The organism is Allotabrizicola aquatica (SeqCode) (assembly GCF_965194375.1).
In the GTDB taxonomy this organism is placed as follows: domain Bacteria; phylum Pseudomonadota; class Alphaproteobacteria; order Rhodobacterales; family Rhodobacteraceae; genus Tabrizicola_A; species Tabrizicola_A aquatica.
Genome location: NZ_OZ239428.1, coordinates 446,063 through 470,909 on the forward strand (window position 1 = coordinate 446,063; position 24,847 = coordinate 470,909).

Genomic DNA, 24,847 nt, shown 5'->3' on the forward strand with positions numbered 1-24,847 from the left:
GATTCCTAAGAATTAAGGCGGCGGGGGAAGCGGGCGGCCGATTTCTGTTCAGAAATCGGCCCGGATTTTTTTCAAAAATCCGTTACCCGTTATTCTTCCTCCGCATCCAGGAGTTCCATGTTGAGGCCAAGGCCGCGCACTTCCTTGACAAGGACGTTGAACGATTCCGGAACCCCGGCTTCGAAATTGTCCTCGCCCTTGACGATGCTCTCGTAGACCTTGGTCCGGCCTGCCACGTCGTCCGACTTGACCGTCAGCATTTCCTGCAGGGTATAGGCGGCGCCGTAAGCTTCCAAAGCCCAGACCTCCATTTCCCCCAGACGCTGACCGCCGAACTGTGCCTTACCGCCCAAGGGCTGCTGGGTGACCAGCGAGTAAGGCCCGGTCGAACGGGCATGCAGCTTGTCGTCCACCAAGTGGTGCAGCTTGAGCATGTACTTCACGCCCACGGTCACCTTGCGCTGGAACTTCTCGCCGGTGCGGCCGTCGAACACTTCGGACTGACCCGAAGTGTCAAAGCCCGCGCGACGCAGCGCCTCGTTGACGTCAGCCTCTTTCGCCCCGTCAAAGACCGGGGTGGCAATCGGCACGCCACGGGTGACATTGCCAGCCAGTTCAAGGAACTCGGCTTCATCACGGTCAGCGAGCGCCTCGTCATAGGTCTCGTCGCCGTAAGCCAGACGCATTGCTTCGCGCACGGGGGTCAGGTCGCCCGAACGACGATACTCTTTCAAAGCATCGTCGATCTTCAGGCCCAGACCGCGCGCGGCCCAGCCCATGTGGGTTTCCAAGATTTGCCCGACGTTCATACGCGACGGCACGCCCAAGGGGTTCAGCACAAGATCAACCGGGGTGCCGTCTGCCAAGAAGGGCATGTCCTCGGCCGGAACGACCTTGGAGATAACACCCTTGTTGCCGTGACGACCGGCCATCTTGTCGCCCGGCTGCAGCTTGCGCTTCACCGCGACGAACACCTTGACCATCTTCATCACGCCCGGAGGCAGATCGTCGCCGCGACGGACCTTCTCGACCTTGTCGTCGAAGCGGTTGTCCAGCGCACGCTTCTGCGCCTCGTATTGATCGTGCAGGGCTTCAACGTCCTTGGCCTCGGCTTCTTCGCCAAGGGCAAGCTGCCACCACTGGCCACGGCTGAGCGAGGACAACAGATCCTCGTCAATCGTCGAACCGGCCTTGATGCCTTTCGGGCCTTTGACAGCCGTCTTGCCCATCACCAGCGTTTTCAGGCGCGAGTAGATGTTGCGCTCAAGGATCGCCAATTCGTCGTCGCGGTCACGCGCCAGACGTTCGACTTCTTCGCGCTCGATCTGGAGCGCACGTTCGTCCTTGTCCACACCGTGGCGGTTGAACACGCGCACTTCCACCACCGTGCCATAGGCACCGGGCGGCAGACGCAACGAGGTGTCGCGGACGTCAGAGGCCTTTTCACCAAAGATGGCGCGCAGAAGCTTTTCTTCCGGTGTCATCGGGCTTTCGCCCTTGGGGGTGATCTTGCCAACCAGAATATCGCCCGGCTGCACTTCGGCACCGATGTAAACGATGCCCGCCTCGTCGAGGTTGCGCAGCGCTTCTTCACCGACGTTCGGAATGTCGCGGGTGATTTCTTCCGGCCCCAGCTTCGTGTCGCGCGCTGCGACTTCGTATTCTTCGATGTGGATCGAGGTGAACACGTCGTCTTTCAGAATGCGTTCCGAAATCAGGATCGAGTCTTCGTAGTTATAGCCATTCCACGGCATGAACGCGACGATGACGTTCCGGCCAAGGGCCAGTTCGCCCATGTCGGTGCAGGGGCCATCGGCCACCACTTCGCCGCGCTTGACCACGTCACCCACCTTCACCAGCGGACGCTGGTTGATGCAGGACGACTGGTTCGACCGCTTGAACTTGCGCAGACGATAGATGTCGACGCCCGGCTCGCCCGGCTCCAGCATCTCGGTTGCGCGGATAACGATACGGCTGGCGTCGACCTGGTCGATCACACCCGCGCGGCGGGCCATGATGGCGGCACCCGAGTCGCGTGCAACCACCGCTTCAATGCCGGTGCCCACGAAGGGGGCGTCGGCCTGCAGCAGAGGAACCGCCTGACGCTGCATGTTCGAACCCATAAGGGCGCGGTTGGCGTCGTCGTTTTCCAAGAACGGGATGAGCGAGGCCGCAACCGACACAAGCTGCTTCGGCGACACGTCGATCAGGTCGATCGCATCCGGCGGGTTCAGCATGAATTCGCCCGCTTTACGCGACGAAATCAGATCATCCTGGAAGCGGCCTTCGCTGTCTTGTGCTGCGTTGGCCTGCGCCACGGTGTGGCGCATTTCCTCGGTCGCCGACATATAGACGACGTCATCCGTCACCTTGCCGTCGATCACCTTGCGATACGGGGTCTCGATGAAGCCGTACTTGTTCACGCGGGCAAAGGTGGCCAGCGAGTTGATCAGACCGATGTTCTGGCCTTCGGGCGTTTCAATCGGGCACATCCGGCCATAGTGGGTCGGGTGAACGTCGCGGACTTCAAAGCCCGCACGCTCACGCGTCAGACCACCTGGCCCAAGGGCCGAGAGGCGGCGCTTGTGGGTGACTTCCGACAGCGGGTTGGTTTGGTCCATGAACTGCGACAGCTGCGACGAGCCGAAGAATTCACGCACCGCAGCCGCGGCGGGTTTGGCGTTGATCAGGTCTTGCGGCATGATCGTGTCGATTTCCACCGACGACATGCGTTCCTTGATCGCGCGCTCCATGCGGAGCAGACCGACGCGATACTGATTTTCCATCAGTTCGCCGACCGAGCGCACACGGCGGTTGCCGAGGTGGTCGATGTCGTCAATCTCGCCCTTGCCGTCGCGCAGTTCGGTCAGCGCCTTGATGCAAGCCACGATATCGGCGCGGTCCAGCGTGCGCTGGGTGTCCGGGCGACCCAGATCCAGACGCATGTTCATCTTGACGCGGCCAACGGCCGACAGATCGTAACGCTCGCTGTCGAAGAACAGCGTGTCGAAAAGCTGGCTTGCAGCCTCGACGGTCGGCGGTTCACCCGGACGCATCACGCGGTAGATGTCCATGAGGGCGGTGTCGCGGCCCATGTTCTTGTCTGCCGCCAAGGTGTTGCGGATGTAGGGGCCGACATTGACGTTGTCGATGTCGAGAACCGGGATATCGGTGATGCCCTGATCCAGCAGCGTCTTGACGGTGCCGCCCTTCGGCTCGCCGTCGCGGTCATAGTCCATCGTCAATTCGTCGCCGGCTTCAGCCCAGATCTCGCCGGTTTCTTCGTTGATGATGTCCTTGGCCACATAACGGCCCATGATGTGATCAAACGGGACCAAAAGCTCGGTGACCGAACCCTCGTCTTTCCACTTTTTCACCATCCGCGGCGTGGCCTTTTCGCCAGCCTTCAGGATGATCTCACCCGTGGCAGCGTCAACCAGATCATAGGTCGGGCGGGTGCCCGACACGCGGTTCGGGAAGAACTTGGTGACCCAACCTTTGTTCTTCACGTGGCGGAAGCTGATGGTCTCATAATAGGCATCCATGATGCCTTCCTGATCCATGCCCAGCGCGTACAGAAGCGTGGTCACCGGCAGTTTGCGGCGACGGTCGATACGCGCGAACACGATGTCCTTGGCGTCGAATTCAAAATCCAGCCACGAACCGCGATACGGGATGATCCGGCAAGCGAACAACAGCTTGCCCGAGGAATGGGTTTTGCCCTTGTCGTGGTCAAAGAACACGCCCGGCGAGCGGTGCATCTGGGACACAACAACGCGCTCGGTGCCATTCACGATAAACGTGCCGTTGTTGGTCATCAGGGGCATATCGCCCATGAACACGTCTTGTTCCTTGATATCCTTAACGCTGCGGGCGCCGGTGGATTCATCGACATCAAACACGATCAGACGCAGGGTGACTTTCAGCGGGGCGGCATAGGTCATGTCGCGCTGCTGGCACTCGTCCACGTCATACTTTGGCTTTTCCAGCTCGTATTTCACGAACTCGAGAACGGCGGTTTCGTTGAAATCCTTGATCGGAAACACCGACTGGAAGGTGCCTTGCAGGCCTTCGCCGTCCAAGGGCTTCGGGCTATCGCCCGAGCGCAGGAACAGGTCATAAGAGGATTTCTGAACCTCGATCAGGTTCGGCATGTCCAGAACTTCGCGAATCTTGCCGAAATACCGGCGGATACGCTTCTGGCCAACGTAAGCTTGAGCCATGCTCGTCGTTACCTTTCATCTTTTCCCCGGCACACGTCCTGTCGGGCCACAGGAGCGCGCCGCTTGGGCATAGGGGGGAAGGTTCCATTCATGCCAGCTGTCCCGTCAGCTGGCTCCCGAACCTTACCGCGCCTTGGAAGGGGCTTTGCGCAAAAGCCCCTTCCGAGACGCGAGAAGCTGGAGGCAGATTTCTCTGCCCCCAGCCTGCAAATCCTTGCCGGGGCAAGCGCCCCGGAGTGGATTACTTGAGTTCCACCTTGGCGCCAGCGGCTTCCAGGGCTTTCTTGAAGTTTTCGGCGTCTGCTTTCGAAACGCCTTCCTTCACTTTGCCACCGGCTTCCACGAGGTCCTTGGCTTCTTTCAGGCCCAGACCGGTGATGGTGCGCACTTCTTTGATCACGTTGATCTTGTTGGCGCCGGCGTCGGTCAGAACGACGTCGAATTCGGTCTTTTCTTCTGCAACTTCAGCAGCAGCAGCCGGACCAGCAGCCATCATGACAGCGCCGCCAGCGGCGGGCTCGATGCCATACTTGTCCTTCAGGATGGTCTTCAGTTCCTGCGCTTGCAGCAGGGTCAGACCAACGATGTCTTCGGCGAGTTTGTTCAGATCAGCCATTTTCATATTCCGTAAGTTTGAGAGGGGTCCAACGAAGTGGGGTTAACCCACGCGAGGCAAGGATCAGGCGGCAGCCTTTTCCTCGATGGTTGAAAGGATGCTTGCGATGTTCGAAGCAGGCGCGCCAATGGCACCAGCGATATTCGAGGCGGGCGCACCAATGCACGACACGATCTGAGCGATAAGCTCTTCGCGCGACGGCATGGAGGCCACGGCTTTAATACCGGCCTGGTCCATAACCTCACCGCCCATTGCCCCGCCAATAATGACGAACTTGTCGTTCGACTTGGCATAGGCCTCGGCAACCTTGGCCGCAGCCACAGGGTCTTCCGAGTAGGACAGCATGGTCATGCCCGTCAGGAGCTTGGCCATATTGGCCGAAGCTTTACCTTCAAGGGCGATCTTGGCGAGCGTGTTCTTGGCAACGCGGACGGACCCACCAACTTCGCGCATTTTTGCGCGCAGGTCCTGCATCTGTGCAACCGTCATACCTGCGTAGTGTGCAACCACAACAACGCCAGAGCTTGCGAAGATTTGGCCGAGTTCTTCGACCAACTGTTCTTTTTGGGCTCTATCCACAGTTTCACTCCAAGTGTGGGGGTTTCCCCCCGGCTCATGTTTGTGGCGAACCGAAGGCCCGCCACGTTCGGGTCCACGATAAAGTCCCGAGCCTTGATCACCCGAGGAAACCCCGGACTCACTGTTCTCGAACCCCATCTCAGGAGGGAAATTAAGGCGTTTGCGCGCCACCCACCGTCTCGGACAAAGCATACCTAACCCCCGCGACGAATCACGGAAGTGTGGCATGAGGGGGTCAATAGCCCCTGGCGCACGAATTTGAAAGCCCTGCCGTCGGATCAAGCCGCAATCTGTTTGCGACGAAACCGCGCGCGGGCCTTGGGGCTGAAGATTGGCCACTCCACCCAAGCCCGGATCTTGGCCCCCAGCACCCGATGCGGGCAGGCATGGCTGGCCAACAACCACGGCAGCATCACCTGATCGCGCCGCGTCAGGCTGGTCAGGCTGTCATACCACGCGGCGTTCAGCGCATCGGTCCGCGCGCAGCCCATCCGCTGCACCAGACAGGTGTTCACATAAAGCCCGGCATGGCGCGGCAGGGCTTGGGCCGTGAAATGGGCCGTCACTTGGGCGTGCTGGTCGGGCGTCATGTAGCCCAGCCGCAAGCATTCGTCCGCCTCATCCCACGCGCAGTCGCGGCGGCGGTGGCGGAACAGATAGCGCCCGGCGGGGGTATCGGGATGTTCCTTGACCACCCGGCGGATGATCCGCGCCGGGTCCAAAAGGAACCGCGCGTTGTTGTCTAAGTAGACCACCCAGTCATAGCCCTGAAAGAAGAGGTGCGGACACAGTTTGGGCAGACGCGACAGAATGGCCGGCCCCTCGCCCGCATCTTCCAGCCGGATCAGTCGGGCGGGTGAGGGCAGGCTGGCATGGTCGGTAAAAACGAACCGGTCATAGGCCGGGCTGTCGCTGCCCGTGGCCGCCGCGTTGAACGGCTCATGCGCGCCGAAATAGCAGGAATACACTGCAATCCGGGGGCCATCCGCCCCCGGTTGCAGCACAGGCCCTGCCGACCCTGCGCTCACAGGTTGGCGCGGAACATGACCGTGCGGATCGGCATGTCCTTGTGCGTGCCGCCATCAATCACCTCGACAACTGCCCCCTTGCCCGCCCCGACCCGGTTCAGCATCGCCACCAGCCCGGCCTCAGAAATTCCGAACGGGTCCATCGCCGTCACCCGCTCGGGCTGATAGTTCCAGCCGTGGTCCAGAATCAAAAACCCACCCGGACGCAAAGACGACATCCACCCGGCAAAGGCGGTTTCCGGGTCATGCGCATGATCCCAAGAGTTAGAATAGACCAGCTCCATCTGCCCCACCCAATCCGGATCCACCTCGTGGAAATCCCACTGGATCGTGTGCGGAAACTCGGTCGCATTGTCGGAAATCTCGGTGCCAAACACATCGGCCTGCGCGCCCAGATGCTTGCGGAACCAGACCTGCTCATTGCCGCGCCGGGTGCCGTGACAGACCCCGCGGGCCACCTGAACCCCCATCGCCCGCAGATAGGCCGACAAAAGCTGAATATGCTCTTCCGGCACCCACTGGTTTTCGATCTTCATCTTGTTGGCTTCGGTCTGCAGCCGACGATAGAGGTCAATATCCACCTTGCCATCGGCCGTATCATAGCGAAACAGCCGGAAATCCTCGGCCTCTTGCACCTTTGCCGCACTCAGCCGCTCGACCGCCTCGGGCGCCAGCCGCCGCGCCAGGCGGCGCATTTCCCCATCCTGAAATACTTGTTTTGCCATGATTGCCTCTTGGTCAAATATGCTTTTCGCCTCAATGCGCGCAGTTTGACCCAAGTTCGGAACCCAAACAAGCAAACGGCCGCCCTTTTAAGGGCGGCCGTTGCAATTTTGGTCACGCGGGCTTGGGGCCCGCCAGCCTTTAGGCGGTTGCCGAGGACAGGTCCACCGAGACGCCCGGACCCATGGTCGAGGACAAGGAGACCTTTTTCAGATAGGCGCCCTTGGCACCGGCCGGCTTGGCCTTGGACACGGCATCCACAAAGGCGCGGACGTTTTCGGCCAGCTTGGCCTCATCGAACGACACCTTACCGATCCCGGCATGGATAACCCCGGCCTTTTCGACCTTGAACTGCACTTCGCCGCCCTTGGCAGCTTCGACGGCGGACTTAACGTCCATCGTCACCGTGCCGACCTTTGGGTTCGGCATCAGGTTGCGCGGGCCAAGGATCTTACCCAGACGGCCGACCAGCGGCATCATGTCGGGGGTGGCGATGCAGCGATCAAACTCGATCTTGCCGGACTGGATGGTTTCCATCAGGTCTTCTGCACCGACGATATCCGCGCCAGCGGTCTTGGCTTCATCAGCCTTGGCGCCACGGGCGAACACAGCCACGCGCACCGTTTTGCCTGTGCCGTTGGGCAGCTGGACCACACCGCGAACCATCTGGTCCGCATGGCGCGGGTCAACGCCAAGGTTCATCGCGATTTCCAGCGTCTCGTCGAACTTGGCCGACGCGGCACCCTTGATCAGCTTGACCGCATCCTCAACCGAGATCAGCGACTTGCCGGCGAAAACTTCGTTGGCCTTAGCCGAACGCTTACCGATATCTGCCATGATGATCAGCCCTTCACTTCGATGCCGCAGGACTTGGCAGACCCAAGAATGATGTTCATCGCCGCTTCGATCGAGTTGGCGTTGAGATCTTTCATCTTGGTTTCAGCAATCTTGCGCAGCGCTGCGGTGGTGATCGAACCGGCCACTTCACGGCCCGGCTTCATCGAACCCTTGGCGCGGGCGCGCTTGCCCACTGCCGGCAGACCAGCGGCCTGCTTGATCAGGAACGACGCAGGCGCGGTCTTCAGCTCAAGGCTGAACGACTTGTCGGCGTAGTAGGTGATGATGACCGGGGTCGGGGTGCCGGGAGCAATCTCGGCGGTCTTGGCGTTGAATTCCTTCACGAACGCCATGATGTTCAACCCGCGCTGACCCAGCGCCGGACCAACCGGGGGCGACGGGTTGGCTTGCTGGGCCTTCACCTGCAGCTTCAAGCTGCCAATAATCTTCTTGGCCATGTGGCCTCTCCTTTATCACTGCGCCGCCCCTCATGGGCATTGGCGCGGTTTAGTGGTCCGGTCTGCCCATGGGGTCTGGCCCCACAAGCGCGCCTCCCACGCGATGCACTCAGAGGTTTTTCGACACCTGAGTGAATTCCAATTCGACCGGCGTCGCGCGCCCAAAGATCGAGACCGAGACTTTCAGGCGGTTGTGCGCCTCGTCCACGTCCTCAACCATGCCGTCAAAGCCCTCGAACGGGCCGTCGGTGACCTTGACCTTTTCGCCAATGTCAAAGCGGATCAGGTTGCGCGGCGCAGCCTCGCCTTCCTCGACACGGTTCAGAATCTGGTTCACCTCGGCGTCACGCATCGGCATCGGCTTGCCCTGCGGGCCAAGGAAGCCCGTCACGCGGTTGATCGACGAGATCAGGTGATAGCCACGGTTGGTCATTTCCATCCGCACAAGCACATAGCCCGGCATAAAGCGACGTTCCGACGTCACCTTCTTGCCGCGGCGCACTTCGATCACCTCTTCGGTCGGCACCAGCACTTCGTCAATCTCGTCGCCAAGATTGGCGTCAGCGACAGCCGTACGGATCTGCTCTGCGACCTTCTTTTCGAAGTTCGACAGCACGCTCACCGAATACCAACGCTTGGCCATGCCCATTCCACCTTAACTTGCCAGCCCCGCTAAGTGACTGAATTTCCTGCATTATCCGGGATTTGCCCCGGCTGTTTCGGGAACAAAAAACAGCGCGCAACTCGAATCGCTGCGCGCCGTGTTCCCGTGGTTGTGGGCGGGATAGCCGCCAACAGCCCTGATTTCAAGGGAATTCCGCGGGATACCCCGCTCAGACGCCGCCGATGATCAGCTTCAGACCAAAACGGATCGCCATGTCGACGAGGCTAAAGAAGGTCGCGGTCAGGGCCGCCATGATGAACACCATGATCGTGGTCAGCAAGACCTCGCGGCGCGTCGGCCAGACGACCTTGGCCACCTCGGCGCGAACCTGAGCGATGAACTGCGTGGGGGAGGTCTTGGTGGCCATTGTTGGATCCGATAATTGTCTATGCGGTCAGATACGCCGAACCCTTCCGGATTTCAAGCCGCTTGGCCGCGCAGGCCAAAGCCGCCAGAGCGAGGCCCGCGCTGCCCCGGCGGCCCGCGCTTACAACAGCCGCAGGGTCTGATAGACGGACAAGGCCGTTATCAGCACCCCCACCAACGCCATCAGGGCCTGTTGGGGCAGGATACGCGTGACATAGCCCGCCAGCGGAGCGGCGATCACACCACCAACAATCAGCCCAGCAACAGCCCAAAAATAGGTCATCAGCCCTCCAGCCTCCGACCAATGGCCCGTCAGAAGCGCCACCAGAAACGCGACAGAAACCGCCACCGTCAGAAAGAATTCCACCGTGTTGACAGTGCCGATCATCTGCCGCGGCGCACCACCGGTGCCGACCAGCCCCGTGGTCACCACCGGCCCCCAACCGCCGCCGCCAATGGCGTCGGCAAAGCCGCCAACCGCCCCCAAAGGTGCCACGAGAGCGGGGCTATGAGCATCGATCGGCTTTGCACGCCGAAAAGCCCTGTACAGGATGTAAACGCCCATGAACCCAAGATAGGCAGCGATATAAGGCTTGAGAACGTCGCCATCGATCGAAGTAACCACATAGGTTCCAGTCACGCCCCCAAGGATTCCGACGGGCGCCAGAATACGAAACAGGCGCCAGTCAACATTGCGATGCCATACATGCGAGCCTGCCGATGCCGCCGACGTGAACACTTCGGCCGCGTGGACACTGGCCGAAGCCGCCGCAGGCGGGACACCGAAGGCCAGAAGGACCGAGGACGAAACCACCCCATACGCCATCCCAAGCGCGCCATCGACAATCTGCGCGAGGAATCCAACGATCAAGAACAACAGAAACATATCTTCCATCTTAACCTCCATTTATATCACGACATTATCTATCGAGATTAAGCATTTTCAAGTCAAACCTTTGGAGTGCAGAGAAAAACGTCAAATGTTCGTTGGCTTGGCGGAGGGAGGAGGACAACGTTTTCCCTGACCATGGCTCACCGGAACGACGGCGCTGCAGTCCGCCTGCAAGGCGGAATTCTGTGCCTTGGGCTAAACTGAAGAAACCTGCTCAAAGGCAAGGTAAGCGCCGCAAAGGCCACGTCGCGCCCGAATGCGGGACGTGTTGGCGACTGTGTTCTGGAAATGGGCCTTGGCAGGGGCAGCAGGGATCGAACCCGCGACCTACGGTTTTGGAGACCGTCGCTCTACCAGCTGAGCTATACCCCTAGGCCTGCGGGCGAGTTACGGCATGGCCCGAGGGAAATCAAGGGGCCGCAGCGGGGAATCTGGCTTGGCGCGAAAGAATCCCACGCCTAAGAAAGATGGCAAAGGAGCCGCACCATGATCACCAACCCTAAAGAGTTCTTCCAAGATGGCTGCGGGCGCTGCAAGCGTTTTGCCACCGAGGCCTGCTCGGCCCGCCTCTGGTCAGAAGGGTTGGCGGTGCTCAGGGCGCTTTGCCTTGACGCAGGTTTGATCGAAACCGTGAAGTGGGGCCATCCTTGCTATATGCATGCAGGCCGCAACGTCGCGATTCTCGGCGCCTTTCGCGGCGATGTCCGGCTAACCTTTTTCAACGCAAGCCTTTTGGACGATGCTACGGGCCTGCTCACCCGGCAGGGCGAGAACAGTCCAATCGCAGATTGCGCCCGTTTCACCGATGCTGCGCAGATCGGCCCCGTGACGCCGGTTTTGCGGGGCCTTCTGGCACAAGCCAAGGCCCATGCCGAAGCCGGAACCAAGCCCGCCAAAACCGAAACCACGGTGGTTCTGCCTGATGAGCTTGTCTCGGCCCTTGATGCCGATCCGCATCTGGCCGAGGCGTTCCACGCTCTGACGCCGGGCCGACAGAAAAGCCATGCGCTCGCGGTAGGATCCGCCAAGGCGAGCGCCACAAGGGCGGCGCGCGTTGTAAAGCTTGCTCCGCTCATCCTTGCTGGAAAAGGCGCGCAAGAGCGTTGAGCCTACCCTCCTCGGGCCCTGCGTGGCCTCGTCGGGGGTAACGAGGAGTGCCCGGAGGGCTCGACGAGGTTCCGACGGGCACAAAGGAAAAAGGCAGCCCGGTTCGGGCGGCCTTCTTGATGTCGTCAGGCGGGGTTATCCCCCACCAGTCGATTACGCGATGATCTTCGACACGACGCCTGCGCCAACGGTGCGGCCGCCTTCACGGATGGCGAAGCGCAGCTTCTCTTCCATCGCGATCGGGGCGATCAGCGTCACGTTGAACTTCAGGTTGTCGCCCGGCATCACCATCTCGGTGCCAGCCGGAAGCTCAACCGTGCCGGTCACGTCCGTGGTGCGGAAGTAGAACTGCGGGCGGTAGTTCGCGAAGAACGGGGTGTGACGGCCGCCTTCTTCCTTGGTCAGGATATAGGCTTCGGCTTCGAACTTGGTGTGCGGGTTCACCGACTTCGGCTTGCACAGCACCTGGCCACGTTCCACGCCTTCACGGTCGATACCGCGCAAGAGAACACCGACGTTGTCGCCAGCTTCACCACGGTCCAACAGCTTGCGGAACATCTCGACGCCGGTGCAAACCGACTTCTTGGTGTCCTTGATGCCCACGATTTCAACTTCGTCGCCGACGTTGATCACGCCGCGCTCGATACGACCGGTCACAACCGTGCCACGGCCCGAGATCGAGAACACGTCTTCGATGGGCATCAGGAACGGCTGATCCACGGCGCGAGCCGGGGTCGGGATGTAGCTGTCAACAGCCGCCATCAGGGCGCGGATCGAGTTTTCGCCAATATCGGGGCGCTCGCCGATCATAGCCTGGTGGGCCGAACCCTTGACGATCGGAATGTCGTCGCCGGGATATTCGTAGGACGAGAACAGCTCGCGCAGTTCCATTTCCACCAGTTCGATCAGCTCTTCGTCATCCACAAGGTCAACCTTGTTCATGTAGCAAACCATGTACGGAATGCCGACCTGACGACCAAGCAGGATATGCTCGCGGGTCTGGGGCATCGGGCCGTCCGAGGCCGCGCACACCAAGATCGCGCCGTCCATCTGTGCCGCACCGGTGATCATGTTCTTCACATAGTCAGCGTGGCCGGGGCAGTCGACGTGGGCGTAGTGACGGTTCGCGGTTTCATATTCGACGTGTGCGGTCGAAATCGTGATCCCACGAGCACGCTCTTCCGGTGCACCGTCAATCTGGTCATAGGCGCGGAATTCACCAAAATACTTGGTGATCGCTGCCGTCAGAGTGGTCTTGCCGTGGTCAACGTGGCCAATCGTGCCAATGTTCACGTGCGGCTTGTTACGTTCAAACTTTGCCTTTGCCATGTCGGGCGCCCTTGCTTCTTCGGGGGCCCATCAGGGGCCCTGTGTTCCACGGGCGGGCACTTATCTGCCCCCATGCAAAAAATCAAGACCCGGCGGGCAAAGGAGCCAAGATTGCGCCGCCCATGCGCACCAATCACCCGACCCCAATAGCCGTGAATCTGGCGCGCGCCTTATTCCGCAACCACAGCCGCTGGTGTCACTCCGGGCAGGTTGGGACCGAACGTCGTCGCCGCCGGGGTTGCGGGCGTCCCTAGAGGCGGCAGACCGAACCACTCAGGGTTTTCCAAAAGCCAGCGCTCGACAGCCTTGGCCGCATTATAGGACAAGATTTCCATCTGCCGGGCGGCCGATTGCGTCAGGCCCGAGCCGAGGACGGTTTTCTCGGACATCTTCTCCATCACGATGATCTGCTTGCCCTCTTCGTTCAGCTTTTTCTGCTCGGCATCATCCCAGATTGTCACGGTCATGCCCAAAGCCGACTTGGGATTCAGCACCAAAGGCACGCCGGGCGGGGCCAGGGCAAAGGCGTCAATCGAGATGCCGATGTTGTAAAGCTTGGCCCCCTCATAGCGGCCGAACCGCTCTTCCATGGCCTTTTCCAGCGCCGCTTCCCATTGTTCAGGTGTGGCATTGCGCGAAATCGCCACCTTTTGCATGTTCGAGGTGACCACAATGTTATGGCCCAGCGCGAAATCGCCCAAGGGCACGGGCGGCTCGGCCAGATCATTCTTCTGACAGGCCGACAGAGCAAAGCCCACTCCAAGCACAAGAACCGCGGCACGCAAGAATCGCATTTGGAAAACTCCGAAAGGGCAGCTTCTGTTCTTGGGATACAGCCGCCCGCGCCCGGGCGCAACAGCGGGCCAAGGCCTGCCCCCCTTGCCGACCATCACGAGACTGTTAGGGTGAGCGCACCACAAGAGAGGTTCCGCCATGACCGAAAGCCCTGAAAGCCTTGCCCTGCGCATGGGTCTTGATCTGCCCGACTTTGACCGCATCGGCTATTACGGGGCGGATTATGGGACGATGAAGCCCTTTCACCGGATCGGGAACCTGTTGTTCCTCTCGGGCCACGTCGCCCAGATCGGCACCGAGATCACACACAAGGGTCGGCTTGGCAAAGACCTGACCACCGAACAGGGCTATGCCGCCGCCCGCCAAACCGGGCTAAATGTGCTGGGCGGGATCAAACAGGCCGTGGGCAGTCTTGACCACGTCCAGTCAATTGTCCGCACGCTAAACTTTGTCGTTTGCGCCCCGGATTACGAGGACGTCCACAAGGTCTCCTCTGGCCTGTCAGACCTTTTTGTCGAGGTCTTCGGGCGCGAGCGTGGCCTGGGCGGTCGGGCGACGATCGGTGTCATGGCCTTGGCCGGCGGGGTCTGCTTTGAAACTTGGGCCACGATTGAGCTTAAGGACGGCTGCCCCTAGCCTTGCAGGCGGCGTTGGTGCGCCTGCGCAAACCCATCCGCAGCCAAGCCTTGTGATTTGCGCCTTTCGAAATACTCCCGCTGGAGGCAACGACGAGGCGTCCAGGGCACCCCATCATAGCACTTGCACAGGACGAAGGGGCTTTCCCATGCGCTGCGTTTCTGCGAAGGGAAAGCATCTGCGAGGTCATCATGCTGGACGACGATCTTTCCGACGACATTCACCCGCTGTTTCACGGCGCGCCGAAGTCGACCGAGTTTCGCAAGCTGCGCAAGCGGCTGGTGCAGAACGTGCGCGAAGCGATCGAGACCTACGGCATGATCGAACCCGGCGCGCGCTGGCTCGTGTGCCTTTCTGGCGGCAAGGACAGCTATACGCTACTGGCCATCCTTCACGAGTTGAAATGGCGCGGGCTTTTGCCGGTTGACCTGTTGGCCTGCAATCTGGATCAGGGGCAGCCCGGATTTCCGGCCACCGTCCTGCCCGAGTTTCTGTCGCGCATGCAGGTGCCGCACCGGATTGAGTATCAAGACACCTATTCAGTGGTAACCTCAAAGATCGCGCCGGGGGGCACGATGTGCTCCCTGTGTTCGCGGCTGCGGCGCGGGAATCTGTACCGAATCGCGCGTGAGGAAGGCTGTTCGGCCGTTGTGCTGGGGCACCACCGCGATGACATTCTGGAAACCTTTTTCATGAACCTGTTTCACGGCGGTCGGTTGGCCAGCATGCCGCCAAAGCTGGTGAACGAAGAGGGCGATCTGTTCCTATATCGCCCGCTCGCTTTTGTGCCCGAGGCGGATTGTGACCGTTTTGCCCGCGCAATGAATTACCCGATCATCCCATGTGATCTCTGCGGCAGCCAAGAAGGCTTGCAGCGCGTGCAGGTCAAAAAGCTGTTGGATGACTGGGAGGCACGCACGCCGGGGCGCCGTCAGGTGATGTTCCGCGCACTGATGAATGTGCGCCCGTCACATCTGGCCGACCCCGGGCTATTCGACTTTGCCGGCCTGTTGCGGGAAATGGGAACAATTAGCGAAAATCCTCCGTATCTTCGCGACCCGGATTAACAAAGCCATCAGCCTCTTTGCCTAGCGTTTCAGGTGCCGGGGCCGTCCCGGTGCCGCGCCGGAGACATGGTTGATGCCCCATTCACTCGCCGCCCGACTGACACGCCCTGCCCGCAGCCTTGCCGTCATGATGCGGCGGCCTGAGATGATCTTGTTCTTGCCGGCCATCACGCTGGCCGCCTTTTGGTTCGGGGGAGAGCGGTTGCTGGTCATGGTGGCGCTCGGCGCGCCTTTGGTCTTTGCACTGGCCGGAGCGTTTCGCCAGGCGGACCCCGCGCCCGCCCTGCCGGATGCTTTCAGCGGGCTTGGATTGCGCGCGCATCTTGTCACGGCGCTTGAGGCCATCGTGACGGATGAGCCGATCAGTGGCAAAACGACCGCCTGTCTTGTGGTGCAGTTCGACGAGATGGATCAGGTGCTGGACCGGCATGGTCGCGCCGCCCACACCGAGGTTCTGACGCGCTGCGCGGAACGGATCTGTGCCGCCCTGCGCAGCGGCGATCTGGTCGCCCGGCTGGAAGGGGGCGGTTTGGGCATAGCGCTGGCCCCGGTGCGTCGTCTGGATCTGGAAACCGTGGTGCAGCTGGCCTCGCGCCTGCAGGCCGCGATCAATGTGCCGGTGTCCCTGAACGCGCAGCGGATCTATGTCTCGGCCTCGGTCGGGTTTTGCATGGCGCAGCGCGCGCCAGCGCCGCGCGGCAAGGCGCTTTTGGATGCCGCCCAAGTGGCGGCGGATGAGGCCGCGCGCCACGGGCCGGGGACCATTCGCGCCTATGCGCCAGACATGGCGCGGCACCGGGCTGACCGCGATGCGCTGCGCGAAGAGTTGGAACTGGCGTTGGACGAAGGGCAGATTCGCGCCCATTTCCAACCGCAGATTTCCACAGACACCGGAGCCATTACGGGGTTTGAGGCTTTGGCGCGCTGGTATCACCCCGAACGCGGCCTGATCCCGCCCGCCGATTTCCTGCCGATGATCGAAGATGCGGGCCTGTCCGAGCGTTTGGGCGAGGTAATGCTGTTCAATGCGCTCACCGCGCTCGCACGTTGGGACAGGGCCGGGCTTGATGTGCCCACGGTCGCCGTGAACTTCTCGGCCGCGGAATTGCGGAACCCGAAGCTGGCCGAAAAGCTGAAATGGGAGCTGGACCGGTTCGGGCTGGAGCCAAAGCGGCTCTGTGTCGAGGTGCTGGAACATGTGGTGGCCGAAACTGATAATGATGTGATCGTCTCCAACATTTCCGCCCTTGCCCGCATGGGCTGTGGCATTGATCTGGATGATTTCGGTACAGGCCATGCCTCGATCACCTCGATCCGGCGCTTTGCGGTGCGGCGCATTAAGATTGACCGCAGTTTCGTCACCAAGGTGGACGAGGACCGCGACCAGCAAAAGATGGTGTCAGCGATCCTGTCGATGGCGGAGCGGTTGGGGCTGCAGACGCTGGCCGAAGGGGTGGAAACGCCGGGCGAACATGCAATGCTGGCCCAACTCGGCTGTGGGGACGTCCAAGGCTTTGGCATCGCCCGCCCTATGCCAGTGGACGAAACCATGGACTGGATCGAGCGGCACCGCGCCCGGCCCTCAGCCACCCCCCGCATCAGCCACCGCGCGCGCTAGGCCAAGGGGCGCTTGCGGCGCGTTTGCCGCGAAAAGACGCGCTTTCCCGGGCCTGGGCAGGGGAAAGCGCTTGACCTTTTGTCGCCCCTGGCGTTGAACCACCGCTGACCCAGAACAGGAATGGTGGTGGTCCGGATGGACGATCAGAACAAGAATCTTCTCCTCGCAACCGCGCTCAGCTTCATGGTGATCCTCGCCTGGTTTGTCGGCGGTCCGATGTTGTTTCCGCAATGGTTCCCCGAGGAGACCGTAGCGCAGCAGGCCGCGGCACCCGCCGCCGCGCCAGAGGCCACTGCTGCCCCGGCGGCTGAGGACGCTGCGACCGCCGCCAGCAACGAGCCCGCCCCCGAGGCGCCGCGCGTGACCATCGACACGCCCAAACTGTCGGGCAGCCTGTCGCTTGCGGGCGGGCGGATCGACGACCTTCTGCTGAAGGGCTATCGCGAGACGGTCGATCCGACCTCGCCCGAAGTGCGGCTTATGTCGCCGGTGGGCAAGGACCACCCTTATTATGCCGTCTTTGGCTGGCTGGCTGGCAACGGGCTGGAACCGGCAGATGTGCCGGATGCCAAGACCCAGTGGTCCGTCGCGGGCAATGCCACGCTGACCCATGAGACCCCGGTGACGCTGACATGGCAGAACACCAAGGGCCTGACCTTTACCCGCACGATCAGCATTGACGCGGATTTCATGTTCACCATCACCGACAAGGTGGACAACGCCGGCACCGCCGAAGCGCGTCTTGCGCCCTATGGCATTGTTGCGCGCCATGGCCTGCCCAAGCTGCAGAATACTTATATCGTCCACGAAGGGTTGGTGCGCCGCACCGATGGCACCTTCGGCGAAGTGGATTACGCCGATTTCGCTGATTTCGCCGTGCCCGAGGGCGAGGCGCTGCCGACCGAAAAGCAGGCCGCCACCACCGATGGCTGGATCGGCTTTACCGACCATTACTGGATGGCGACGCTGGTCCCGGAACAGGGCAAGCCTTGGACGTCCATCGCCAAGTACGTGCCGCAAAACGATATCTATCAGGCTGAAGTGCGCCATGATGTCATGGCCATCGCCCCTGGCACCAGTGCCGAGGTCAGCACCCGGCTTTATGCGGGTGCCAAGGAATGGGAAACCATCCGCGGCTATCAGAACGAGGGTGGGATCGCTGGGTTCATCGATTCGATCGACTGGGGCTGGTTCTACTTCCTGACCAAGCCGATCTTTGCGCTCCTGCACTGGTTGAACGCCACCATCGGCAACATGGGCCTTGCGATCATCGCGCTGACCTTCGTGTTGAAGGTTCTGGTGCTGCCCTTGGCCTACAAATCCTATGTCTCCATGGCGCGCATGAAAGAATTGCAGCCCGAGATGGAGGCTCTGAAAGAGAAGGCGGGCGACGACAAGCAAAAGCTGCAACGCGAGATCATGCAGCTTTACAAGGACCGGAAAGTGAACCCGGCAGCGGGCTGCCTGCCGATCCTGATCCAGATCCCGATCTTCTTTGCGCTGTTCAAGGTGATCTCGGTCACGCTGGAACTGCGGCACGCCGCCTTCTTCGGCTGGCTGAATGACCTTGCCGCGCCTGATAGCTCGTCGATGTACAACCTCTTTGGCTTGCTGCCGTGGGACGGACCGGTCACCGGCAGCCTGACCCACATGATCTTTATCGGTATCCTGCCGATCATCTTGGGCATCACCATGTGGATGCAGCAAAAGCTGAACCCGGCACCGACCGATCCGATACAGCAGCAGATCTTTGCCTGGATGCCTTGGGTCTTCATGTTCATGATGTCGACCTTCGCGTCGGGCTTGATCGTGTACTGGATCACCAACAACACGATCACCTTTGTGCAGCAGTATCTGATCATGGCCAGCCACGGCAGCCGACCCGACTTCTTTGGTAACATCAAGGCCGGGGCCAAAAAGCCAGTGGCTGTCTCGGACAAGAGCAAGAAGAAATGACAGGACGGCTGGCGCAGATCTGCCGCCACCCGATCAAGGGACACGGACGCGAAACCCTCGCGTCCGTTCGTCTTTTGGCGGGGGAGTGCCTGCCTTGGGACCGCCATTGGGCCGTGGCCCATGAAGCGGCGCAGTTGGAGCCCGGCTGGAACCCGTGTGTGAACTTTGCGCGCGGGGCGAAAGCACCGGAGTTGATGGCGATCACCAGTGTGCTGGATGAGGCGACGGCAACCGTCACCTTGCGCCACCCGGCGCAGGGCGAGATCACCTTGCGCCCCGATGACCCTGCCGATCTGCCGCGCTTTCTGGACTGGGTGCGCCCGCTGAACCCAAAGTCCCGCGCCCAACCGGCGCGGATCGTCACCGCCGGGCGCGGGCTGACCGACAGTGACTTTCCCTCGGTCGCAATCTTGTCCACCGCCTCGCTCGCCGATCTATCGGCGCGCATGGGGCAGGACCTGTCGCCGCACCGCTGGCGTGGCAATCTCTGGCTGGACGGGGCCGCGCCTTGGGCCGAGTTTGACTGGATTGGCCGTGAGATCCGCATAGGTCAGGCTGTGCTGCGGATTGAAGAACGCATCACGCGCTGCACCGCCACCCAAGTGAACCCCGACAGCGGCAAGACCGACGCGGATACCCTTTCCGCCTTAGAGGCCGCGTTTGGCCATCAGGATTTCGGGGTCTACGCCACCGTGATTGCGGGCGGTATGGTCGCCACCGGCGATGAATGGAGCCTGACATGAGCCAGATGCAATTCAAGCTGGCCGATGAGCCAGAGTTTGAAGCCCGCGAGAAGGGCCGCCTGCTCTTTGCCGGTCCGGTCGATTTCGTCAAAGGCGTGGTCGCTATGTCGGGCCTGCCGCCGGCAGACCGGCGCGAGGTGTGCTTTGCAGGCCGCTCGAACGTTGGGAAATCGAGCCTGATCAATGCTCTGACCGGGCGCAAGACGCTGGCGCGCGCCTCGAACACGCCGGGGCGGACGCAGGAAATCAACTATTTCGCGCTGGGTGAGGAACGCTATCTGGTCGACCTTCCCGGCTATGGCTATGCCGAAGCCCCTTTGGCGATTGTGGCCAAATGGCAGGCGTTGCTCAAGCAATACCTTGCCGGGCGCCAAACCCTGCGCCGGGCCTTTGTGCTGATCGATGCGCGCCACGGGGTGAAGGCGGTGGATGAGGAGATCCTCAAGCTCTTGGACCGCTCGGCCGTGACCTATCAGGCAGTGCTGACCAAGGTGGACAAGATCAACCGCACCGAACGCGATGCGGTGATCGAACAGGTCAAGGGCGCTTTGGCCAAGCATCCCGCCGCCTTCCCCGAGATTGTGGTGACAAGCTCGGAAAAAGGCGAAGGGATTGAAACCCTGCGGGCGATTATCGCAACGCTGGAGTAGCCCTAGACGTGCTGCGCGCCGTTGACCTGCAGTTCGGCGCCCGAGATATAGCTCGACTGGTCTGAGCACAAAAACCAGATGGCATCGGCCACCTCTGAGGGTTGGCCCAACCGCTGCATCGGCAGCTTTTCAACGATCTTGTCCGTCCCCGGCGACAGGATCGCAGTTTCGATCTCGCCCGGAGCAATGGCGTTGACGCGCACCCCAAGCGGGCCGAAATCATGCGCCATTTCGCGGGTCAGCGCCGCCAGCGCCGCTTTTGACGTGGAATAGGCCGCCCCGGCAAAAGGATGCACCCGGCTGCCTGCAATCGACGTGACGTTGACGACCGATCCTTTGGCCGCCGACAATTCATCCTTCAACCCACGTGCCAGCACGATCGAGGCGAAGAAATTCACATGAAACACCTGCCCCCACGTGCGCAGGTCGGTCTCAAGCGTGTTCAACCGGCTGCCGCCCGGCCCTTTCGGGCTAATCCCAGCGTTGTTGACCAGCGCGTGCAGTTTGCCACCCAGCGTTTTCTTGATGCCTTCAAGGGCCGCAATCGTTTTGTCGGGGCTGGCCAGATCGATCTGCACATGGTTCGCCTCACCATTCGGCCAAGGGCAACGCGGATCGAAGGGGTGACGCGAGCAGGTCAGCACCCGCCAGCCTTCGCGTTCAAAACGCTTGACGGTGGCATGGCCGATGCCGCGCGATGCCCCGGTCAAGAGGAGAGTTTTCTGGTCCGTCACGATGGTCTCCATTTTGACGCTGACCTTAGGCCAATGCGTGGCATGTGCAAGCGATGTGCAGGCCAATCGCCGCTTGGCACGGGGGGGGAAAAGCCTTATGGGGCGGAAAAGATCGGAGGCCGCCATGGAAAAACAGACCCTCACCGCCCAAGACGCCAAAACCACCGCCAAGATGCTGTCCGAGGCCCTGCCCTATTTGCAGCGGTTCGAAGGCGCGGTTGTGGTCGTGAAGTTTGGCGGCAATGCCATGGGCGACGATGCGGCTATGGCGGAATTTGCCCGCGATATCGTGCTGATGCGGCAGGTTGGGGTAAACCCTGTTGTGGTGCATGGCGGCGGCCCGATGATCAACGACATGCTGAGCAAGCTGGGGATCAAGTCCGAATTTGTGCGCGGCAAGCGGGTGACCGACAAGGCCACGGTGCAGGTCGTGGAAATGATCCTGTCAGGTCTGGTGAACAAGCGGATCGTGCAGGCGATCATGGATGCCGGTGGCCGCGCGGTGGGGATTTCGGGCAAGGACGACGATCTGATGGTCTGCGAGGCCGATGATCCGGAACTCGGCTATGTCGGCCGCCCGATCGAGATGAACGTGCAGGTGCTGCGCGATCTATACAAGGCCGGGATCATTCCCGTGATTGCCCCTGTCGGCACCGGCATGGCCGACAATGAGACCTTCAACGTCAACGGCGACACGGCGGCGGGTGCCATTGCCGGGGCCTTGCAGGCGGATCGCCTGCTGTTGCTCACCGATGTGCCGGGGGTCAAGGATGCCTCGGGTCAGGTGATGACCCAAATCACGCCCGAAGAGATTCGCCAGATGACGCGTGATGGGGTGATTTCGGGCGGTATGATCCCGAAAACCGAAACCGCGCTAATGGCTTTGGAAAAGGGCACGCGGGCGGTCACCATTCTCGACGGCAAGGTGCCAAATGCCTGCCTGCTGGAGCTGTTCACCGATCACGGCGCAGGCAGCCAGATCCGCTCCACCGAGCCCCGGATCAAACCGCACGTGAAACGCTAGCAATTTGCCCATCGCGCCCTTACGTTCAATAGACGGAATGTGAGGCGCGATGGAACACGATCTGCTTTGGCGGCTTGGGGTCTTTGTGGGACTCTTCGCCTTGTTTGCCACGCTTGAGGCGCTGGCCCCGCGCCGGGCCCGCAGCCAGCCGCGCAGCGCGCGCTGGTTTACCAATCTGTCGATTGTGGTTCTGGACACGCTTGCCCTGCGCGCCCTTGCCATTGCCCTGCCTTTGCTGGCCGTTGGCGCAGCGGTGGATGCCGGGCGCATGGGTTGGGGGCTGTTCAACGCGCTCGACTGGCCCCAGTGGCTTGAGGTGGTGCTGGCCATCCTGATCCTTGATTTGGCGATCTGGGCGCAGCATCTGGTGACCCATAAGGTGCCAATCCTGTGGGGGTTTCACCGAGTCCACCATGCCGACCGCGATTTCGACGTCACCACGGCGCTGCGCTTTCATCCGGTGGAGATTTTGGCGTCAATGATGCTGAAGATCGGGCTGGTCTATCTGCTTGGCCCCGCCGCGCTGGCGGTGCTGCTGTTTGAAATCATCCTGAACGGCACGGCGATGTTCAACCATTCGAACCTACGGCTACCGTTGTGGTTAGATCGGGCGGTCCGGCTGGTCTTGGTGACGCCGGACATGCACCGCGTGCACCACTCCATCCACCGCCATGAGCATGACAGCAATTACGGCTTTGCCCTGTCGGTTTGGGACAGGATCTTTCGCACCTATCGGCCTAAGCCTGAGGCTGGGCATGACCTGATGACAGTGGGGCTGGAATGGCAGGACGAAAGACCCTCGCGGCTGGGCTGGGCGCTGATGCTGCCCTTTCGGAAATAGAAACCCGGCTGGCGGCCCATCAGCTTGAAATCTTGGGCGGGTTTCACGCCGAGGAGGATGAGGCCCTGCCCCTTGGTACCAAGACCTTGCTCCTGATCGGGCCAAAAGAGCCGGGGTTCTGGCCGCATCTGACCGCACAACCCGAATGGGATGGCGCGCCCGATCCGGTGGACCGCTGGTCACGCCGGGTGATTGGTGGGATGGCCTGCGATCTAGGGGCCAAGGCGCTGTTTCCCTTTGGCGGGCCGCCTTATCATCCGTTCTACAAATGGGCGCTGCGCACAGGTCGGGTCTGGGACAGCCCTGTGCGGCTGTTGGTGCATGCGGGTCAGGGCTTGATGGTCAGCTTTCGCGGGGCTTTGGCGTTGAAAGAGCACATCGCTGTGCCGCCCCCGACCGCAAAACCTTGCGAGGACTGCGCCGCGCCGTGCCTTGCGGCCTGCCCGGCGGGTGCCTTGGGTGAGAAGGGCTATGACGTGCCAGCCTGCCATGCCTATCTGTCGGGCGGTGATCGTGATTGCATGAAAGCGGGCTGCCTTGTGCGCCGCGCTTGCCCGGTGACCCAAGCCTATGCAAGGATGCCAGAACAATCGGCCTATCACATGAGGCAGTTCCACAAATGAAGCGCTTGATCCTGACGCGGCACGCGAAATCCAGCTGGGATGACCCGCTGATGAGCGACCACGACCGCCCGCTGAATGAGCGTGGCAAAGCGGCCGCGGCCGATCTGGGCCAGTGGCTCGCCTCGCGCGGCTATGTGCCGTCCGAGGTGCTGTGTTCAGACGCAGTGCGCACGCGGGCGACCTTTTCGGGCATTGCCCCCGCCCTGCCCGGCGCGCCGGTGCTGGATCTGAAGCCCGCGCTCTATCATGCGGGCCCCGATGTGATGCTGGCGGTGCTGCGCCATGCCACGGCGGATACGGTGATGATGATCGGCCACAATCCCGGCATTGCAGAATTTGCCCATCGCTTGGTGTCGAAAACCCCGGTTAGCCCGGAGTTTCGCAAATACCCCACAGGCGCAACGCTGGTGGTGGATTTCATGGTGGACACTTGGGCCGATGCCGGTTTCGGCCAAGGCGTGACGGCGGATTTCATCGTTCCGCGCGAAATCGTCGCCTAACCGCTCCTCGGGCGCCTTCGGCGTCTCGTCGCACGACGAGCGCCAAAGGCGACGAGGAGGATCAGTGACCGAGAATCTGGCTGAGGAACAGCTTGGTCCGGTCGCTTTGCGGGTTCGAAAAGAACTCTTTCGGCGCGTTCTGCTCGACGATCTGGCCTTGGTCCATGAACACCACACGGTTCGCCACGGCTTGGGCAAAGCCCATTTCGTGGGTGACGCAGATCATGGTCATCCCCTCCTCGGCCAAGGCGATCATGGTGTCGAGCACCTCTTTGATCATCTCGGGGTCAAGCGCCGAGGTTGGCTCATCGAACAGCATGATCCGGGGCTTCATGCACAAGGACCGGGCAATCGCCACACGCTGCTGCTGACCGCCTGACAACTGGCCGGGGTATTTGTGGGCCTGCTCGGGGATCTTGACCTTGTGCAGGAAATGCATCGCGATCTCTTCCGCCTCGCGCTTTGGGGTCTTGCGAACCCAGATCGGCGCCAGCGTGCAGTTTTCCAAAATGGTCAGATGCGGGAAAAGGTTAAAGTGCTGAAACACCATCCCCACTTCGGACCGGACCTTGTCGATGTTCTTCAGGTCGTTGGTTAACTCGGTGCCGTCGACCACGATCTTGCCCGACTGGTGTTCTTCCAGCCGGTTGATGCAACGGATCAGCGTTGACTTGCCCGACCCAGACGGCCCGCAGATCACAATCCGTTCGCCGCGATTGACGGTCATGTTGATGTCACGCAGCACGTGGAACTGGCCGTACCACTTGTTCATGCCGGTGATCTGGATGGCGACCTCGTCCGAGACCTGCATCTGTTTGGTTGCTTCTGCCATGGTCAG

General features: G+C 61.3%; 25 protein-coding genes and 1 tRNA gene. 11 read left to right on the top strand and 15 right to left on the bottom strand.

Going from position 1 to position 24,847, the window contains the following annotated elements; all coding sequences use genetic code 11:
- Window positions 1-89: 89 nt before the first annotated feature.
- The 11 genes from rpoB to AC72UB_RS15460 form a co-directional block, all read right to left on the bottom strand.
- Window positions 90-4,223, bottom strand: a complete 4,134-nt coding sequence (rpoB, locus tag AC72UB_RS15410; RefSeq protein ID WP_463291474.1) for a DNA-directed RNA polymerase subunit beta — start codon at window positions 4,221-4,223, stop codon at window positions 90-92.
- Window positions 4,224-4,464: 241 nt separating this feature from the next.
- Window positions 4,465-4,839 (bottom strand): 50S ribosomal protein L7/L12, encoded by a 375-nt coding sequence (gene rplL, locus AC72UB_RS15415; RefSeq protein WP_463291475.1) that lies wholly within the window; start codon window positions 4,837-4,839, stop codon window positions 4,465-4,467.
- 63 nt (window positions 4,840-4,902) lie between these two features.
- Entirely contained in the window at window positions 4,903-5,418 is a 516-nt protein-coding gene (gene rplJ / locus AC72UB_RS15420; RefSeq protein WP_463291484.1) for a 50S ribosomal protein L10, read from the bottom strand.
- A 278-nt stretch (window positions 5,419-5,696) separates the two neighbouring features.
- Complete coding sequence (locus AC72UB_RS15425) at window positions 5,697-6,446, bottom strand: glycosyltransferase domain-containing protein (protein WP_505190532.1); 750 nt, start codon at window positions 6,444-6,446, stop codon at window positions 5,697-5,699.
- On the bottom strand, window positions 6,443-7,171 hold the full coding sequence (locus AC72UB_RS15430) for a hypothetical protein (protein ID WP_505190533.1): 729 nt from the start codon (window positions 7,169-7,171) through the stop codon (window positions 6,443-6,445). The genes AC72UB_RS15425 and AC72UB_RS15430 overlap by 4 nt, the downstream gene beginning before the upstream one ends.
- A gap of 139 nt (window positions 7,172-7,310) precedes the next feature.
- The gene (rplA, locus tag AC72UB_RS15435) at window positions 7,311-8,006 is read right to left on the bottom strand and encodes a 50S ribosomal protein L1 (protein ID WP_505190534.1); all 696 of its coding nucleotides are present in this window, start codon (window positions 8,004-8,006) and stop codon (window positions 7,311-7,313) included.
- Between the two features lie 5 nt (window positions 8,007-8,011).
- On the bottom strand, window positions 8,012-8,464 hold the full coding sequence (gene rplK / locus AC72UB_RS15440; protein ID WP_463291479.1) for a 50S ribosomal protein L11: 453 nt from the start codon (window positions 8,462-8,464) through the stop codon (window positions 8,012-8,014).
- Window positions 8,465-8,573: 109 nt separating this feature from the next.
- A complete protein-coding gene (gene nusG / locus AC72UB_RS15445; protein ID WP_505190535.1) occupies window positions 8,574-9,107 on the bottom strand; it encodes a transcription termination/antitermination protein NusG in 534 nt (177 codons plus the stop codon).
- A gap of 190 nt (window positions 9,108-9,297) precedes the next feature.
- Window positions 9,298-9,495, bottom strand: coding sequence for a preprotein translocase subunit SecE (gene secE, locus AC72UB_RS15450; RefSeq protein ID WP_463291481.1), 198 nt, complete (start codon window positions 9,493-9,495; stop codon window positions 9,298-9,300).
- Between the two features lie 120 nt (window positions 9,496-9,615).
- Entirely contained in the window at window positions 9,616-10,389 is a 774-nt protein-coding gene (locus AC72UB_RS15455) for a sulfite exporter TauE/SafE family protein (protein WP_505190536.1), read from the bottom strand.
- A gap of 293 nt (window positions 10,390-10,682) precedes the next feature.
- Window positions 10,683-10,758 (bottom strand) — tRNA-Trp (locus AC72UB_RS15460).
- 114 nt (window positions 10,759-10,872) lie between these two features.
- Here AC72UB_RS15460 and AC72UB_RS15465 point away from each other — a divergent pair.
- Window positions 10,873-11,493, top strand: coding sequence for a YdeI/OmpD-associated family protein (locus tag AC72UB_RS15465; protein WP_505190537.1), 621 nt, complete (start codon window positions 10,873-10,875; stop codon window positions 11,491-11,493).
- Between the two features lie 153 nt (window positions 11,494-11,646).
- On the opposite strand, the gene tuf is transcribed toward AC72UB_RS15465, so the two are convergent.
- Complete coding sequence (gene tuf, locus AC72UB_RS15470) at window positions 11,647-12,822, bottom strand: elongation factor Tu (protein WP_505190528.1); 1,176 nt, start codon at window positions 12,820-12,822, stop codon at window positions 11,647-11,649.
- 170 nt (window positions 12,823-12,992) lie between these two features.
- Complete coding sequence (locus tag AC72UB_RS15475) at window positions 12,993-13,616, bottom strand: hypothetical protein (protein ID WP_505190538.1); 624 nt, start codon at window positions 13,614-13,616, stop codon at window positions 12,993-12,995.
- A gap of 139 nt (window positions 13,617-13,755) precedes the next feature.
- Here AC72UB_RS15475 and AC72UB_RS15480 point away from each other — a divergent pair, with 139 nt between their 5' ends.
- From AC72UB_RS15480 to yihA, 6 genes are all read left to right on the top strand, one after another.
- Window positions 13,756-14,253 carry a RidA family protein gene (locus AC72UB_RS15480; protein ID WP_463291256.1) on the top strand — a complete coding sequence of 166 codons (498 nt, stop codon included), beginning with the start codon at window positions 13,756-13,758 and terminating at the stop codon, window positions 14,251-14,253.
- Window positions 14,254-14,444: 191 nt separating this feature from the next.
- Window positions 14,445-15,320, top strand: a complete 876-nt coding sequence (gene ttcA / locus AC72UB_RS15485) for a tRNA 2-thiocytidine(32) synthetase TtcA (protein ID WP_505190539.1) — start codon at window positions 14,445-14,447, stop codon at window positions 15,318-15,320.
- A gap of 73 nt (window positions 15,321-15,393) precedes the next feature.
- Window positions 15,394-16,938, top strand: a complete 1,545-nt coding sequence (locus tag AC72UB_RS15490; protein WP_505190540.1) for a putative bifunctional diguanylate cyclase/phosphodiesterase — start codon at window positions 15,394-15,396, stop codon at window positions 16,936-16,938.
- 135 nt (window positions 16,939-17,073) lie between these two features.
- Window positions 17,074-18,894 carry a membrane protein insertase YidC gene (gene yidC / locus AC72UB_RS15495; RefSeq protein WP_505190541.1) on the top strand — a complete coding sequence of 607 codons (1,821 nt, stop codon included), beginning with the start codon at window positions 17,074-17,076 and terminating at the stop codon, window positions 18,892-18,894.
- Window positions 18,891-19,637, top strand: coding sequence for an MOSC domain-containing protein (locus AC72UB_RS15500; protein WP_505190542.1), 747 nt, complete (start codon window positions 18,891-18,893; stop codon window positions 19,635-19,637). Before yidC ends, AC72UB_RS15500 begins: the two co-directional genes overlap by 4 nt.
- Entirely contained in the window at window positions 19,634-20,287 is a 654-nt protein-coding gene (gene yihA / locus AC72UB_RS15505; protein ID WP_505190543.1) for a ribosome biogenesis GTP-binding protein YihA/YsxC, read from the top strand. Before AC72UB_RS15500 ends, yihA begins: the two co-directional genes overlap by 4 nt.
- Window positions 20,288-20,289: 2 nt before the next feature.
- Here yihA and AC72UB_RS15510 read toward each other — a convergent pair whose 3' ends face one another.
- Window positions 20,290-21,033 (bottom strand): SDR family oxidoreductase, encoded by a 744-nt coding sequence (locus AC72UB_RS15510; RefSeq protein WP_463291251.1) that lies wholly within the window; start codon window positions 21,031-21,033, stop codon window positions 20,290-20,292.
- Window positions 21,034-21,145: 112 nt separating this feature from the next.
- Here AC72UB_RS15510 and argB point away from each other — a divergent pair, with 112 nt between their 5' ends.
- From argB to AC72UB_RS15530, 4 genes are read left to right on the top strand one after another with little or no spacing between them, the layout of a single operon-like run.
- Window positions 21,146-22,045, top strand: a complete 900-nt coding sequence (gene argB / locus AC72UB_RS15515) for an acetylglutamate kinase (RefSeq protein WP_463291250.1) — start codon at window positions 21,146-21,148, stop codon at window positions 22,043-22,045.
- 49 nt (window positions 22,046-22,094) lie between these two features.
- Window positions 22,095-22,886 carry a sterol desaturase family protein gene (locus AC72UB_RS15520; protein WP_505190544.1) on the top strand — a complete coding sequence of 264 codons (792 nt, stop codon included), beginning with the start codon at window positions 22,095-22,097 and terminating at the stop codon, window positions 22,884-22,886.
- Window positions 22,826-23,509, top strand: a complete 684-nt coding sequence (locus AC72UB_RS15525; RefSeq protein WP_505190545.1) for a ferredoxin — start codon at window positions 22,826-22,828, stop codon at window positions 23,507-23,509. The genes AC72UB_RS15520 and AC72UB_RS15525 overlap by 61 nt, the downstream gene beginning before the upstream one ends.
- Window positions 23,506-24,009 (top strand): SixA phosphatase family protein, encoded by a 504-nt coding sequence (locus AC72UB_RS15530; RefSeq protein WP_463291247.1) that lies wholly within the window; start codon window positions 23,506-23,508, stop codon window positions 24,007-24,009. Before AC72UB_RS15525 ends, AC72UB_RS15530 begins: the two co-directional genes overlap by 4 nt.
- A gap of 61 nt (window positions 24,010-24,070) precedes the next feature.
- On the opposite strand, the gene AC72UB_RS15535 is transcribed toward AC72UB_RS15530, so the two are convergent.
- A complete protein-coding gene (locus AC72UB_RS15535) occupies window positions 24,071-24,841 on the bottom strand; it encodes an amino acid ABC transporter ATP-binding protein (RefSeq protein WP_463291246.1) in 771 nt (256 codons plus the stop codon).
- Between the last annotated feature and the right edge of the window lie 6 nt (window positions 24,842-24,847).

What these genes read in the sequence shown, in the direction of transcription:
- rpoB (WP_463291474.1), bottom strand. Translation starts at nt 4,223, where the DNA reads ATGGCTCAAGCTTACGTTGGCCAGAAGCGTATCCGCCGGTATTTCGGC.
- rplL (WP_463291475.1), bottom strand. Translation starts at nt 4,839, where the DNA reads ATGGCTGATCTGAACAAACTCGCCGAAGACATCGTTGGTCTGACCCTG.
- AC72UB_RS15430 (WP_505190533.1), bottom strand. Translation starts at nt 7,171, where the DNA reads ATGGCAAAACAAGTATTTCAGGATGGGGAAATGCGCCGCCTGGCGCGG.
- rplA (WP_505190534.1), bottom strand. Translation starts at nt 8,006, where the DNA reads ATGGCAGATATCGGTAAGCGTTCGGCTAAGGCCAACGAAGTTTTCGCC.
- rplK (WP_463291479.1), bottom strand. Translation starts at nt 8,464, where the DNA reads ATGGCCAAGAAGATTATTGGCAGCTTGAAGCTGCAGGTGAAGGCCCAG.
- nusG (WP_505190535.1), bottom strand. Translation starts at nt 9,107, where the DNA reads ATGGCCAAGCGTTGGTATTCGGTGAGCGTGCTGTCGAACTTCGAAAAG.
- secE (WP_463291481.1), bottom strand. Translation starts at nt 9,495, where the DNA reads ATGGCCACCAAGACCTCCCCCACGCAGTTCATCGCTCAGGTTCGCGCC.
- AC72UB_RS15455 (WP_505190536.1), bottom strand. Translation starts at nt 10,389, where the DNA reads ATGGAAGATATGTTTCTGTTGTTCTTGATCGTTGGATTCCTCGCGCAG.
- AC72UB_RS15465 (WP_505190537.1), top strand. Translation starts at nt 10,873, where the DNA reads ATGATCACCAACCCTAAAGAGTTCTTCCAAGATGGCTGCGGGCGCTGC.
- tuf (WP_505190528.1), bottom strand. Translation starts at nt 12,822, where the DNA reads ATGGCAAAGGCAAAGTTTGAACGTAACAAGCCGCACGTGAACATTGGC.
- AC72UB_RS15475 (WP_505190538.1), bottom strand. Translation starts at nt 13,616, where the DNA reads ATGCGATTCTTGCGTGCCGCGGTTCTTGTGCTTGGAGTGGGCTTTGCT.
- AC72UB_RS15480 (WP_463291256.1), top strand. Translation starts at nt 13,756, where the DNA reads ATGACCGAAAGCCCTGAAAGCCTTGCCCTGCGCATGGGTCTTGATCTG.
- ttcA (WP_505190539.1), top strand. Translation starts at nt 14,445, where the DNA reads ATGCTGGACGACGATCTTTCCGACGACATTCACCCGCTGTTTCACGGC.
- AC72UB_RS15490 (WP_505190540.1), top strand. Translation starts at nt 15,394, where the DNA reads ATGCCCCATTCACTCGCCGCCCGACTGACACGCCCTGCCCGCAGCCTT.
- yidC (WP_505190541.1), top strand. Translation starts at nt 17,074, where the DNA reads ATGGACGATCAGAACAAGAATCTTCTCCTCGCAACCGCGCTCAGCTTC.
- AC72UB_RS15500 (WP_505190542.1), top strand. Translation starts at nt 18,891, where the DNA reads ATGACAGGACGGCTGGCGCAGATCTGCCGCCACCCGATCAAGGGACAC.
- yihA (WP_505190543.1), top strand. Translation starts at nt 19,634, where the DNA reads ATGAGCCAGATGCAATTCAAGCTGGCCGATGAGCCAGAGTTTGAAGCC.
- AC72UB_RS15510 (WP_463291251.1), bottom strand. Translation starts at nt 21,033, where the DNA reads ATGGAGACCATCGTGACGGACCAGAAAACTCTCCTCTTGACCGGGGCA.
- argB (WP_463291250.1), top strand. Translation starts at nt 21,146, where the DNA reads ATGGAAAAACAGACCCTCACCGCCCAAGACGCCAAAACCACCGCCAAG.
- AC72UB_RS15520 (WP_505190544.1), top strand. Translation starts at nt 22,095, where the DNA reads ATGGAACACGATCTGCTTTGGCGGCTTGGGGTCTTTGTGGGACTCTTC.
- AC72UB_RS15525 (WP_505190545.1), top strand. Translation starts at nt 22,826, where the DNA reads ATGGCAGGACGAAAGACCCTCGCGGCTGGGCTGGGCGCTGATGCTGCC.
- AC72UB_RS15530 (WP_463291247.1), top strand. Translation starts at nt 23,506, where the DNA reads ATGAAGCGCTTGATCCTGACGCGGCACGCGAAATCCAGCTGGGATGAC.
- AC72UB_RS15535 (WP_463291246.1), bottom strand. Translation starts at nt 24,841, where the DNA reads ATGGCAGAAGCAACCAAACAGATGCAGGTCTCGGACGAGGTCGCCATC.